We start from the raw sequence: 12,936 nt of genomic DNA, 5'->3' as shown, positions 1-12,936 counted from the left end.
CTGCGCCCTTCGAAGCACTCTGTTTTCCGGTTTTTATGCGGTCTTCACTTCCACGTGAACCTTTTTCACTGGGGCCACCTTGGGCAGTGTGAGCTCCAGGATGCCGTTCTTCAGCGTGGCCTTCACGCCTTCCGCCCGGATATCCATCGGCAGTTTCACGGAACGATAGATCTGGTTGACGTACCGTTCCTTGTAGTAAGGGGTCAGTTCCTTCTTCTCTCCCTTGGTTTCCTTGAATTCCTTCTCTTCCTTGTGCTCGCGCTTGCCCGCGATGATTATGCGGCCAGGCTCGACCGTGACGTTCAGATCCTTCTCGGTGAAACCCGGGACTTCGGCGTGGAGCACCAGATCTTCGTCAGTCTCAAACAGCCGGACGTGCACGGGATGCAGCACTTCCGCATCCGGCCGGAAAAAGCTTTCGAACTCCCGCCACATACGCGGCCGTGTCTCCAGAAGCTCGAACGGCCTGCGGGCGATCATGTCAAAAAATTCCTGCATGCGTGCCGGCCAATCTTCGATTTCCTCGAAGGGCACCGGCAACAAGCTGGCAGACTTCCTTTCCGTGGTCTCGATCATGGCAACCTCCCTCGCTTCGGGGAGTATCTGGGAAAGAAAGAGGCAGGCAGGACAACTCGTGCTGCGAGTCGGCTTTTCCTGAGTTCGTATGGGAAGCAGAAGCCGCGGGTGTACGTACCAGCTGCTCCATCATTCCATAACTCCCCATAATATTTCGAGCATGCCGCGTACCGAACCGGGCAGTACGGAAAAGGATTGAACCTGCGGTAGATAGACAATGCCGGCGCAGGGCCTCACGCCGTGGGTGGGTGATTTGGCCCGTTCCGGCTGAGAACTTTCACCCAGTCGCAGTGCTTTTCCGCAAAAGGCACGGGTTCAGCGCGGTCCGAGGAACTCGCTCAGCAGCGAGTGGAAGTGGTGCATGCCGTTCTCGCGCTTGACGGAGTAGCGCCCGCGGTCATACGTCGCCGAGCGCAACCCGCGCTGCACGGATTCGCAGAGGAAAATATCCTCCTGCTGGACTTCGTCGCGGAAGGCCACGGCGCGGCGAATGCGTTCGCGCGCCGGCTCCGAATCCGCGCCGTGGAAAACCATTCAAAGAGAGACAATCGTCACTCATTGGGCGGCTGGCTAGAACTTGCGCGTCTCTTGTCGCGACCAGCGCTCGATCACGACCTTGGACTCGGTGTAGAACTCCACCGCGTCGCGCCCCTGCCCGTGCAGAATCCCGAAGAAGCTTTCCTTCCAGCCGCTGAACGGGAAGTAGGCCATGGGCGCGGCCACGCCGATGTTGATGCCGATGTTTCCGGCGGGCGCTTCGTAGCGGAAACGCCGCGCGGCGGCGCCGCTGCCGGTAAACAGGGACGCCTGGTTGCCATACGGGCTGCGGCGGAGGAATTCGAACGCTTCGTCCATGGAGTTGGCATGGATCAAGCTCAGCACCGGACCGAAAATCTCCGTGTGCGCGAGGCTGCTGGTCGCGGAAAGGCCGTCGAGAACCGTGGGCTTCAGAAAATGTCCTTCCTCGTGGCCGGCGACTTTGGCGTTGCGTCCGTCCACCAGCGGCTTGGCGCCTTCCTGCACGCCCGTGCCGATGAGCGACTCGATGCGCTGTTTGCTCTCTTTGGAAATGACCGGCCCCATCTGCACGCCGGCGTCAAGGCCGCTGCCGATGCGGATGGCCGCGGCGGCATCCGCGATGGCGTCGCGGAACGTCTTCTGCGCTTCACCGATGGTGACGGCCACGGAAACGGCCAGGCAGCGCTGCCCCGCGCAGCCGAAGGCGCTGTCACTGATGATCTGCCTGGCCAGGTCCATGTCCGCGTCGGGCAGGACGATGACATGGTTCTTGGCTCCGCCCTGGCACTGCATGCGCTTGCCGCTGGCCGCGGCGCGCAGGTAGACGTGCTTGGCCACCGGCGTGGAGCCCACGAAGCTGATGGCGCGCACCTGCGGGTGATCGCACAGCGCGTCCACGACGCTCCGCCCGCCATTCACCAGATTGGCCACCCCCTTGGGCAGGCCGGTCTCTTCCAGGAGCTCGTAGGCGCGGATCATCGTGAGCGGCACGCGCTCCGAAGTTTTCAGCACGAAAGTATTGCCGCAGGCAATGGCATAGGGCAGAAACCAGAACGGAATCATCGCCGGAAAATTGAAAGGAGTAATAGCCGCGACGACACCGAGCGGCTGGCGGATGAGCGTCTCGTCCACGCCGGGAGTGACGTCTTCCAGGTTGTAACCCTGCATCATCATGGGAATGCCGCAGGCTACTTCCACGTTTTCGATGCCCCGGCGCAGCTCAGCCTTGCCTTCGGCGAAGGTCTTGCCGTTTTCCAGCGTGATGAGCCTGGCCAGCTCGTCGATGTGCTCTTCGAGCAGGTTTTTCAGCTTGAAAAGGTACTGGATGCGTTCGCCGGGGGGCGTGCGGCGCCAGGCCGGAAAGGCCGCGGCGGCTGCCTCCACCGCGGCGTCCACGTCGGTGGCGGTGGAAAGCGGGGTGCGCGCGAGGATCTCGGCGGTAGCCGGATTGGTGACACTGGAATATTCGGCGGCGCTGGAGCGCTGCCAGCTCCCGCCGATGTAATTCTGCAGTTCTTTCACTTGCGTGGTAACGGCACTGCTCATGAATGACTCCCGGACGCGCACCGGTAAACGTGCGATAGCGGCGAACCGCAAAAGAGTAAAATCACCTTAGTTTATCAAAGATATGTAAGGTTTGAATACGCCCGCGGAGGGTTACAACTCCGGCCCGCCCTGTTCCCCACGCGGGCTTTGCCACAAGCGCCACCCCAGCCAGGCCGCCGTGCCCAGCATGCCCGCCCAGCCCACGGCGGAGGTGAAGCTGCCGATGGCGCGGTCCTGCGGCAGGAGTCCCCACTGGCTGAACAGGATGTTCCAGTCGTGCTCACCCGAGCCGACCAGCGGCAGGGCCTCCGCGCGCGCGTCCGCCATGTAGGTGCCGATGTAGGGGAAATTCTCAAAGAACCAGAAACTGCAGAAGGCCGCGCCGGTCGTCTCGCGCTGCCAGGCAAAATAGGCGGCGCAGAGCAGTGGCACGAGCAGTTCCCCGAGCGTTCCGCCCAGAATCATGACGGTGTAGCCGGCCCAGCCGAAAAACATATGCCCAGCTTCGTGGATCAGCAGGTTCACGTAATCCAGAAACAGGAAGCCGCTGCGGTCGTTGGCGGCATAAAGAAAAAACAAGCCATAAACGCAGAGCCAGGCGATGCCCGCGATGCGCGAGACCGGTTTCCACTCCCCCAATTTTTGGCGCAGGAAGCTCACGCGGACAGCCTAGCAAGCACTCGGGAAAACGGAAAGGCTTGCGGCGCTCCGGTTTTCCGGGCCGCCACTTCCCTTCCCCTGCGCGGCTACTTCCGGGCGGCCGCCAGGGCCTGGTAGGCCGCGCCGAGCAGCGGCGCATCCTCATTGAGAACGACCGAAACGGGAATATCTCGCATCATCTCGTCAAACTTCTCTTCCCGGTCGCAGAAATTCTTCAAAAACGTCCCATCCTTGATTTTTTCGATGATCTTCGCGGCAATGCCGCCGGCCACATACACGCCGCCGAGCGCGAGCACCTTCAGCGCCAGATTGCCCGCTTCGCAGCCATAGATGGCGGTCCAAAGATCCACGGTGGCGACACAAACGGGACAGGACTTCTCGAGGCCCCTTCGGGTGATGCCCGGCGCCGGGTCGGCGGCTGGATCGTCGAAGGATGGATGCCGCACCCCCGAATTCAGAAACTCGTGAATTGTCTTGAAGCCGCGCCCGGAAAGAATCAGCTCCCAGGTAACGTGGGAAAAGCGCTGGCGCATGAAGCGGAGCAGTTCGATCTGCTGGTCGGTGCGCGGCGCAAAGTCGCTGTGGCCTCCCTCGCTGGGGGCGACGCGGTAGCGCGCGCCATCCCAGAAAAGGATGGCCTGCCCGAGACCGGTGCCCGCCGCAAGCAGGGCCTTGGTGCCTCCAGGCTCCGGGGTCCCGGCGTTGAGGATACAGAAGTCCTCCGGCGAAAGATGCGCGAGGCTGTGCGCGGTCGCGCCGAGGTCGTTCAGGAGTACGACATGCTCGAAGCCGAAGGTTTTCTGCAATGCGGAGCCGTCCACCACCCACGGCAGATTGGTGGCATGAACGCAGTTGTGCACTACCGGGCCGGCCACCCCGAAACCCGCCGCGACGATGGGTTCGCCGGCGCAGTGCGCCGCCGCCTGCTTGGAAAAATCCGCAACCAGCTTGTCGAATTGCGCGTAATCCTTGCTCGGAAACCGCCTCTGCAAGACGGGGGTGAGTTTGTCGTTCTTCTCCGCAAACAGCGCGAGATTACACTTTGTACCGCCAACATCGCCCGCCAGAATCACGATCCCTCCCTTTTCCAGCAGCAGGGCATGCCGCGCGCTGCCGCGCTTAGCGGTGCGGAACCTCGACGCCCAGCCCGGCCAATTCCGTCCGTAACTGCCCGGGGTTTTGATAGTGAATCACGTTCAGTCCCATGCGGCGCGGGCTTTCCAGGTTGAGAGGACGATCATCGATGAATACGCATTCCTCGGGCGAGCGCTGGCTTGCCTGGAGCGCCACCCGGAAAATGGCCGGATCGGGCTTGCGCACGCCGATGAAACACGAGCTGAAGAATACAACGAAATCCTTCCGGAGTTGAAAAGTCTCGATGCGGTACTGGTTCAGCTCCAGAGGCTCGTTATTGATCGCACCGATGAAATAGTTCCCCGTGGCCGCTAATGCGGCCAGGATTGCGCGGCTCTCGGGATACTCCTTCGACTGGGCAAACATGAAGGCCGTGAATTCTTCCCGAGTGAAGGGACGCGGACGATAGAACAGGGTTTGATCGAGATATTCGTTTAGAGTTGTCCCTCCGCTATCGAAGGCGGGGAAACTCCGCTCGTGGCGCTCCTGAAAGTCCTCCCCGTCCAAGTGGAATACCTCCGCTGCCTCCCGGCGCGAAACAGCATCCCACCCATTGGTGAGGATAACTCCACCGATGTCCCAGAACAGTGTTGTAATCTCAGTCGAGATGGTCCATTTCCTTTTGCCGGCGGGCGCCCCTTCCGGGAAACGAAAAACCGGCCAGGCGTTCCCGTTTTCCTGCGCTGATTTCAGCGGGTCGCGCGGACTATCCCTGGGCGCGCCGGGCCTGCGTCAGGGCGCGGTTCACAACTTTCTCCACTTGCGCAAGCCCTTGTTCGGCTCCCTGCGTTAGATGCAGCCGGATGACAGGCCGCTGCAGCCGCACCAGCGAGTCCAGATCGCCCAGCGCCTGGGCCATTTGCAACTGCCCGAAGGTATAGCCGGCCCCGGGAATGGGCACATCCTGGTCGTGGGCCGCTGTCAGCATCAGAAACAGGCCGCTGGGCGGACCGTCTTTATACATCTGTCCGAGGGAATAAAGGTAGCGCGGACCGAAACTAAGCAGGACAGGAATGTCCAGCGTTCGGGAGAGCTGCCCGCGCAGAGCCCATAGGCTTTCGGCGACCTGGGCACCGTTCGGGAGGAAGCTGAGGATCGCCAGGTAGGAGCCCGGCTGGCGCAATTTGAAAAAGGTCTGCAGGGCATCGACCAGGCTGAGCGTCGAAATCTGCTGGCGCGCCACACCTTCCGCGTAAAGCTCAAGGCTGCTCTCACAAACGCGCGGCGTCGCCGCCGGAAGTCCGCGGTTCGTCTGCACGCGCTCCAGCATCTCGGTGGTCCGCGCTTCACTCTCCCGCACAGCGGGGATTTCGAATGGCGCCACGCCCAGCAGGTAAGCCGCAAGCGCCGTGGCTACCTCCCACTTGTAAAATTCAGCTCCCACTTCCAGAGGCGAGTTGAGGAGAATCTCCACGAAGGGCTGCCTGGATTCCCGTGCGCTGGCCATGCGGCGTTCGAGTTCCGGAGAGCCTTCTTCTTGCAAGCGCAGAAGCGCCGTGATGCCCCGCGTAGCGATGGAATCCCCATCGATTTCGCAATCCCCCACTACAGGCACGATTCCGCTTCCCTGCTTCCCTGTGCCGGCCGCAATGAGCTGTTCGATTCTCTGGCTGAGCCAGGCGATTCGCGGACTCGCAAAAAGCAACAGCTTGTCGCGCCCGGCCATGACTCCCGCGGCAAGCAGCGCACCGAGAGCCAGTGCCGGATTCTGATCCGGGGGGGAATCCGGACCGCATGCCTGATGCATGGCGGCCCCCGCGGCAAGATAAGCCGGCAGGTCCAGTCCCCACAGCGCCGCCCGCACGAGCCCAAAATAGGAAAAGACGGAATAACGCACTCCCAGCCCTGGTGGGTCCAGAAACTTTTTTCGAAACCCATACTGCGTGGCAATTTGATCCAGATATGAGTGTTCTTCCGCAACGGCCGCGAAGTGATTGCCCGGGCGTTTCACTCCAGCCGACTTGAGGCGGTCCAAAAAGTAGAGAAAATGAATATGGGCGTCGGGGGACTTCCCCGATTTTCCGGCCACGAGGAACAGGGTCTTCCGAAGATCGATGGTCTCGGCTACGTCACGAACGGAAGCGGGATCGGTGCTGTCCAGCGCGAAGAACCTGCGTCCGGCTGGCGCTGGAAAAACCAGCGTAACCACTTCCGGGGCAATATGGGAAATGCCAAATCCGAGATTGACGATGTCGTGGATACCGTCCTTCTCGATTTCCGCGGAAAACTCCGCCAATTCCCGCAGCTTCGTCCCCATGCGCACCGGCAGGTCCAGCCAGCTCAGCCCTTCCTCGGTCGTTGCGCTTTTTTCAGAAGGAGGCGGCCAGAGCGTGGAATCTCTCGCCCAGAGCCGGGCGAGAACGTTTTCCGCGAGAAGCGCTTCGAATTCGCGGCGAAAAACGGATTCCAGAACTCCAGGAATGATCGTCTGCGTGGGAAGTGCCACCACAGCCTCCTGGGGCCCCGCGGGGAAATACCCGTTCTTTTGTCTCAAAATCGGGCTCCCGGCGCAAGTCCGCCCGCGCGCGGGCTAGGAATTTTGGCCCAGTTGCAGTATGTTCAGAGTTTGGGTCCCCAGGAGGAGAGCATGGCCAACGATTGTTGCGGTTCGCAGCCCCCCGCGCCGGAGCCGGTCAAGCCGGGCACGCGCATGGTGAAGTGCGTGAAGATCGGCAAAGAATTGCCGGGGCTGGATCGCGTTCCCTGGAAGGGCGAACTGGGCCAGCGCATCTACGAGAACGTTTCGAAAGACGCGTGGAAGATGTGGGTAGAATATTCCAAGATGCTGATGAACGAGTACCGGCTGAATCCCCTGGACCCCAACTCCCAGAAGATCATGGAAGAACAGATGGAGCAGTTTTTCTTCGGGGAAGGCGCCAAACTGCCGGAAGGCTACGTGGCCCCCAAGGCCAAGGGCTAATCCTGCTGCCCGGCCCCGGTCGCTGTTGACCGTGCGGCCGGGTGCTCCACCGGCAGGCGCGGCGCCAGCGTGAAGTGCAATCGCGCATGCGCCTGGCGCAATGCGGCTTCCGCATCGGCCGCGCTGCCGCCTCGCGCGAAGAGAAATCCCAGATAGCTCGACCCTTCGGGCCATGCGGCGATGTAGTCGTACAGCCGCGCGGTGATCTGCAGCTCGGTAATTCCCGGGGTGGCCCGCGCCGCCTCTTCTCCCTCCACCTTCCCCAGCACGCCGCTCTTTGGCACCGGAATCATCATCACCCCGGAGGCTGCGCGCTCGCGCGGCCAGTCACTTCCCGGCAAGCCCAGGGCATGGCGCAGCAGCAGTTCCTCCAGGAAAATGGGTTCGGCCGCGGCGTCCGCCTGAAAGCGCAGAGCGCGCGAGCACAGGCCGCCGATCGGCCGCGGCGCCACTTCCAGCGGCCATACCCCATCTTCATTCACGCGCAACTCCACGTGCACCGGCCCGTGCAGCAGCCCCAGGGCGCGCACGGCTTCCTGCGCGGTGCGCGCGATGGTGCGCTGCTCGTCCGCGCTCAGGCGCGACGGCGTCACGTAGATCGTCTCTTCGAAGAAGGGGCCTTCCAGCGGCTCCGGCTTGTCGAAAATGGCCAGGACGCGCAACGCGCCCTCCGTCAGCAGGCCCTCGACGGAAACTTCCCTGCCCGGGATGTAGCCTTCCACGAGTATGCGGTCGAGATGCGGCTCGTGGGTGGCCTGCACCTCCGGCGATTCCAGCAGGCGGCGGATGCGTTCCGCCGCGGTGAGAAACTCCTCGCGCGAATTGGCGCGGATCACGCCGGTGCTGGCGGAAAGCGAGAGCGGCTTGAGCACGCAGGGAAACGTAATACCCGCCAGCGCGGGCTCCGGCGCCGGCGTGAGCGGCAGCGCGCGGAACCACGGCACGCGCATCCCCGCCTCGCGAAAAACTTCGCGCATGCGCTGCTTGCTGCGGCAGGCTTCCACCGACGCGGGGTGGTTGTGCAGCACGCCGAGGCCCCGCGCGGCATACGCCGCGGCCAGCGCGGGGCGGTCGCCCAGCGCCAGCACCCCGTTCAGCGCCTGCCCGCGCTGCGCTTGCAGTACGGCTGCCGCGGCGGCTTCCGGCTTTTCGAAATGCACGGGAATAGCGTGGTCGCCCCAGGGATCATCCAGCCGGCCGCAACGGTCGGTCACGAAGACCAGTTCCGCTCCGAGCTTTTGCGCGGCTTCGGCGAAGCTGCGCGTCTGGTAGCCCAGCTTGCTGGTGAAGAGCAACAACCGCTTCTTGTTGTTTGCGTCCTGATGCATCGGTGACCTTCTAGACGAACGACTCGGCCTTACTCAACGCTTCCCTGGCTTGCGCGATGGGGACCAACTGGTCCCGCGACGGCTCGGCTCAACAGTACCAGGGCTCGTTGAGATAGGGGATGGCGGCGCGGGCCACAAGCACCGGCTGGGCCGCCTCCGCTGCCCGCACGCCCGCCGCAGCTTCCGCCGCGCGCAGGACGCGTTCGAAAATGGCGTGGCGCGGCCGCTTCAGCTTCTCGCTCGCGGCGACGATCTGCTGCAACTCATCGCACAGCGCGTCCACGCGCGGATCGCGATGCCGCCAGGGATGCACCAGGGCCTGGGCATCGAACGGCGTGACGAGCTGCTGGATGTCCCGCAGCTCGAGCAATCGCGAGCCCGCCGGGATCAGCAGGCGGATGGCCAGCTGGATCGGGGCGACATGCGCGGCGAGCTCCTGCTCGCGCAGGACCTGCAACATGTGGAGATAGCTTTCCAGCGTCGTCCAGGGCGTGAACGGCACAAAGGTGGGCTGCAGCGCCAGGCCCAGCCGGCGAAACACCTCTACCACGCGCAGGAACTCCGCGCGCGTGTGGCCCTTGGCCAGCTTTTCGAGGACAGCGTCATCGAGCGATTCGACGGCGCTGGTGACGAAGAGGCAGCCCGTATCGCGCAGCGTAACCAGATGCCGCTCGTGCTGCAGCAGGTGCTCGACCTTGATGGTCACGTCGTAGCTGAGCTGCGGGAACTCGCGGTGCAGGCCTTCGACCAGAGCCAGGGCGTGGCCGGGGCCATTGAAAAAGTCGGGATCGCCGAAGGTGATGTGCCCGGCGCCCGCGGCCACCTGCTGGCGGATGTCGGCCAGGACCACGTCGCGGTCCACGACGCGGAAAACGCCATTGTAGACGGGGACAATCGGGCAGTGGCGGCAGAGATGTTTGCAGCCGCGGCTGGCTTCGGTGTAGCCGGCGATGCGGTGCTCGTCTTCGGAGAGCACGACGTGGGCATAGCCGCGCAGCGGCGGGAGACTGCTGCGGTCCGGCACAGCGAATTGCTGCCGCGCCCGGGAGATTACCGGCTCGGCTTGCGGTTCGCAGCCGGCCGCCGCGCCGCTCCGCATCTGCGCAAGGCGCTTCGCTAATTGGGTCAGCCCTTCCTCGAACTCTCCGCCAAGGATCGTCGCGACGCCGAGTGCGCGCAGGTGCGCTTCGTTCATCGGAGCGTAGAGGCCGTAGAAGCAGAGATGGGCCCCCGGATTCAGCCGGCGCACCGGTTCGATCAGGGGAATGGCCAGCCGCGCTGCGGTATGCATGGGCACATGGAAGGCGACGAGTTCTGCCGCGCGAATGGCCTCCTCGTCAAATGCTTGCCGCGACAGATCCAGGCAGGCGACGCGATGGCCGCGCTCGCGCAGCCAGGCCGCCGGGGAGGCCAGGCCAAAGGGCTGCCGCCCCAGCTCATACGTGGCGATGAGGACGATGTTCACAACAGATTCAGTATAGCTCGCCACCCGCGGAAACGTTTTCGGTTATGATAGGGGGCTGCTGACCCGACCGAAAGGATATTGCGGATGCCGCTGCCAGGAAACTCGTTTGGAACGCGCGACAGACTGAATGTCGGCGCACGGACGTTTGAGATTCACCGGCTGGAACTGCTGGAAAAACAGGGCTTCACCGGCATCGCGCGCCTGCCCTTTTCACTGCGCATTCTGCTGGAAAACCTGCTGCGCATCGAGGACGGCCGCTTCGTGCGCGCGGACGACATCAAGGCGCTGGCCACCTGGAAGCCCGGCGCGCCGAAGAAGGAGATCGCCTTCATGCCGGCGCGCGTGCTGCTGCAGGACTTCACTGGCGTGCCCGCGGTGGTGGACCTGGCGACGATGCGCGAAGCCGTGGTGAAGATGGGCGGCAATCCCAAGCGCATCAACCCGCTCTTCCCCGCCGAACTGGTCATCGACCACTCCGTGCAGGTGGACACCTTCGGTAACGTCCACGCTTTCGAAACCAACGCCAATCTCGAATTCGAACGCAACGTCGAGCGCTACGCCTTCCTTCGCTGGGGGCAGAAAGCTTTTCAGAACTTCAAGGTGGTCCCGCCGGACACCGGCATCTGCCACCAGGTCAACCTGGAGTACCTGGCGCGCGTGGTCTGCACCGTGCCTTCCGGCAGCAAGTTTCAGGCCTATCCCGATTCCCTGGTGGGCACCGATTCCCACACCACCATGGTCAACGGCTTGGGCGTGTTCGGCTGGGGCGTGGGCGGGATTGAAGCCGAAGCCGCCATGCTGGGCCAGCCCTTCTCCATGCTGATCCCCGATGTGGTCGGCTTCAAGCTGCGCGGACGGCTGCGCGCAGGCGCCACCGCCACCGACCTGGTCCTCACCGTCACGGAGATGCTGCGTAAGAAGGGCGTCGTCGGCAAGTTCGTGGAGTTTTACGGCCCCGGACTCTCCAGCCTCAGCGTGCCGGACCGCGCGACGATCGCCAACATGGCCCCGGAATACGGCGCCACCATGGGCTTCTTCCCGGTGGACGCGGGAACGCTCGCCTATCTGCAATTCACCGCGCGCGGCGCCGAACAGATTGCCGTCGTCGAAGCCTACTGCAAGGAGCAGGGACTGTTCCGCTACGATGAAACGCCGGACCCGGCTTTCTGCGACACGCTGGAGCTGGACCTGGCCAACGTCGAGCCGACCATTGCCGGACCGAAGCGCCCGCAAGACCGCGTCGCGCTGAGCCAAGCCAAGGCCTCGTTCCAGAAAGTGGCCGAAGGCGCCGGGGCCAAGCAGGTCGCGGTGCAAAGCGACGGCGAAAAGTTCGAGCTGGCCAGCGGCGCGGTGGTCATCGCGGCGATCACCAGCTGCACGAACACCTCCAACCCCTCGCTGATGCTCGGCGCGGGCCTGCTGGCCAAGAAGGCCGTCGAACGCGGGATACAGACCAAGCCTTGGGTAAAGACCAGCCTGGCGCCGGGCTCGAAAGTCGTCACCGACTACCTGAACGCGGCGGGGCTGACGCCGTATCTGGACAAGCTGCGCTTTAACCTGGTGGGCTACGGCTGCACCACGTGCATCGGCAACAGCGGACCGCTGCCGGATGCGATCGGCGCGGCCATCAAGGAGAACAACCTCATCGCGGTGGCCGTGCTCAGCGGCAACCGCAACTTCGAAGGGCGCATTCACCCGCTGGTGCGCGCCAATTACCTGGCCTCGCCCGCGCTGGTGGTCGCCTACGCCCTCGCCGGGCGCATGGACCTGGACCTGACGACCGAGCCCCTGGGCACGGACAGCGCGGGCAAGCCCGTGTATCTGCGTGACATCTGGCCGGCGCCGCAGGAGATCGAAGCGACGGTGCGCAGCGCGGTCACCACGGAGATGTTCCGCAAGGAATACAGCGAGGTGTTCGAAGGCGACGCGCACTGGAAGTCCATGCCCACGCCCGAAGGCGATCTCTACCAGTGGGACGCCAAGTCCACCTACATCAAGATGCCGCCGTATTTCGACAATATGCCCAAGACCGCTCCGGCGCTGGCCGATTTGCACGGGGCGCGCGTCCTGGCCATGCTCGGCGACAGCGTCACCACCGACCACATCTCCCCCGCCGGCTCGATCCCCGCGGATTCCCCGGCCGGAAAATACCTGATTGCCAACGGCGTGAAGCCGCAGGACTTCAATTCCTACGGGGCGCGGCGCGGCAATCATGAGGTAATGATGCGCGGCACGTTCGCCAACATCCGCCTGCGCAACCAGCTGGCGCCCGGAACCGAGGGTGGCTGGACGCTGCACCTGCCCGCTGGCGAGAAGTCGGCCGCTTCGCGGCCGCCTGAGAAAATGACCATCTACGACGCCTCGGTGAAATACCGCGAAGCCGGGGTGCCGCTGCTGGTGTTGGCCGGGAAGGAATACGGCTCCGGTTCCTCGCGCGACTGGGCGGCCAAGGGCACGCTGCTGCTCGGTGTGCGCGCGGCCATCGCCGAGAGCTACGAACGCATCCACCGCAGCAACCTGATCGGCATGGGCGTGCTGCCGCTGGAGTTCACCCCGGGGCAGAACCGCGAATCGCTGGGGCTGACCGGCCACGAAGTCTTTGACGTCACAGGCATCGCTTCGCTGGCCCCGCGCAAGACCCTCACGGTGAAGGCCCGCTCCGCCGACGGGAAGGAAAAGACCTTTTCGGTGATCGCGCGCGCGGACACGCCGGAAGAGGTCGCTTACTATCAAAACGGCGGCATCCTGCAGTACGTGCTGCGGCAGATGCTCTAGGGCTGTTTCCTTAC

The 12,936-nt window shown here is 63.7% G+C and carries 11 protein-coding genes; 2 read left to right on the top strand and 9 right to left on the bottom strand.

From position 1 onward, the window contains the following. Positions 1–33: 33 nt before the first annotated feature. From LAN61_05485 to LAN61_05455, 7 genes are all read right to left on the bottom strand, one after another. Positions 34–576 carry an Hsp20/alpha crystallin family protein gene (locus tag LAN61_05485; protein MBZ5539957.1) on the bottom strand — a complete coding sequence of 181 codons (543 nt, stop codon included), beginning with the start codon at positions 574–576 and terminating at the stop codon, positions 34–36. Positions 577–891: 315 nt separating this feature from the next. Continuing rightward, the gene (locus LAN61_05480; GenBank protein MBZ5539956.1) at positions 892–1,110 is read right to left on the bottom strand and encodes a hypothetical protein; all 219 of its coding nucleotides are present in this window, start codon (positions 1,108–1,110) and stop codon (positions 892–894) included. Between the two features lie 36 nt (positions 1,111–1,146). After that, on the bottom strand, positions 1,147–2,640 hold the full coding sequence (locus LAN61_05475) for a CoA-acylating methylmalonate-semialdehyde dehydrogenase (protein ID MBZ5539955.1): 1,494 nt from the start codon (positions 2,638–2,640) through the stop codon (positions 1,147–1,149). Between the two features lie 111 nt (positions 2,641–2,751). After that, the gene (locus LAN61_05470) at positions 2,752–3,300 is read right to left on the bottom strand and encodes a hypothetical protein (protein ID MBZ5539954.1); all 549 of its coding nucleotides are present in this window, start codon (positions 3,298–3,300) and stop codon (positions 2,752–2,754) included. An 86-nt stretch (positions 3,301–3,386) separates the two neighbouring features. Next, positions 3,387–4,373 carry a glucokinase gene (gene glk / locus LAN61_05465; GenBank protein ID MBZ5539953.1) on the bottom strand — a complete coding sequence of 329 codons (987 nt, stop codon included), beginning with the start codon at positions 4,371–4,373 and terminating at the stop codon, positions 3,387–3,389. 46 nt (positions 4,374–4,419) lie between these two features. Beyond that, the gene (locus LAN61_05460) at positions 4,420–4,941 is read right to left on the bottom strand and encodes an HAD-IA family hydrolase (GenBank protein MBZ5539952.1); all 522 of its coding nucleotides are present in this window, start codon (positions 4,939–4,941) and stop codon (positions 4,420–4,422) included. A 199-nt stretch (positions 4,942–5,140) separates the two neighbouring features. Beyond that, positions 5,141–6,880, bottom strand: coding sequence for a hypothetical protein (locus tag LAN61_05455; GenBank protein MBZ5539951.1), 1,740 nt, complete (start codon positions 6,878–6,880; stop codon positions 5,141–5,143). A gap of 204 nt (positions 6,881–7,084) precedes the next feature. On the opposite strand from LAN61_05455, the gene LAN61_05450 reads away from it, so the two are divergent. Continuing rightward, positions 7,085–7,354, top strand: coding sequence for an oxidative damage protection protein (locus LAN61_05450; protein ID MBZ5539950.1), 270 nt, complete (start codon positions 7,085–7,087; stop codon positions 7,352–7,354). Here LAN61_05450 and LAN61_05445 read toward each other — a convergent pair. Both LAN61_05445 and LAN61_05440 read right to left on the bottom strand, forming a co-directional pair. After that, complete coding sequence (locus LAN61_05445; GenBank protein MBZ5539949.1) at positions 7,351–8,682, bottom strand: ATP-grasp domain-containing protein; 1,332 nt, start codon at positions 8,680–8,682, stop codon at positions 7,351–7,353. The genes LAN61_05450 and LAN61_05445 overlap by 4 nt on opposite strands. Positions 8,683–8,770: 88 nt before the next feature. Then, positions 8,771–10,147 carry a radical SAM protein gene (locus LAN61_05440; protein MBZ5539948.1) on the bottom strand — a complete coding sequence of 459 codons (1,377 nt, stop codon included), beginning with the start codon at positions 10,145–10,147 and terminating at the stop codon, positions 8,771–8,773. Positions 10,148–10,231: 84 nt separating this feature from the next. Here LAN61_05440 and acnA point away from each other — a divergent pair, with 84 nt between their 5' ends. Next, positions 10,232–12,922 (top strand): aconitate hydratase AcnA, encoded by a 2,691-nt coding sequence (gene acnA, locus LAN61_05435; protein MBZ5539947.1) that lies wholly within the window; start codon positions 10,232–10,234, stop codon positions 12,920–12,922. Positions 12,923–12,936: the final 14 nt, after the last annotated feature.

The organism is Terriglobia bacterium (assembly GCA_020072785.1).
In the GTDB taxonomy this organism is placed as follows: domain Bacteria; phylum Acidobacteriota; class Terriglobia; order Acidiferrales; family UBA7541; genus Acidiferrum.
This window is presented reverse-complemented; position numbering and strand designations above follow the sequence as displayed.